This is a genomic window from Curtobacterium sp. PsM8, assembly GCF_030433875.1.
GTDB lineage: Bacteria > Actinomycetota > Actinomycetes > Actinomycetales > Microbacteriaceae > Curtobacterium.
On record NZ_JARUXD010000247.1, the window covers coordinates 1 to 206 of the forward strand.

1 pseudogene is annotated in these 206 nt (G+C 82.0%); it reads left to right on the forward strand.

What is annotated here, in order from left to right:
* Nucleotides 1–206, forward strand: a pseudogene (locus QCD68_RS17445) (transporter); the annotation flags it as partial.

Here is a 206-nt window from a genome sequence, read left to right on the forward strand (position 1 = left end):
GAGGTGGAGTTCGGCGAGGTGCACGCCTTCGTCGGCCAGGACTTCTTCCAGGCCGTCGTGCAGGCCGCCCCGCGCGGCCCGGGCACCGTCCCGCGCGCGCGGCCGCGGATGAGCGGCCAGCCCGGCCGGGGCACCGCCGGGTCGCCGGCGCCGCGCGGGGGGCGGATGGGCTCGGTCGTGGGCGGCGACCGCCCGGGGAACGCCGG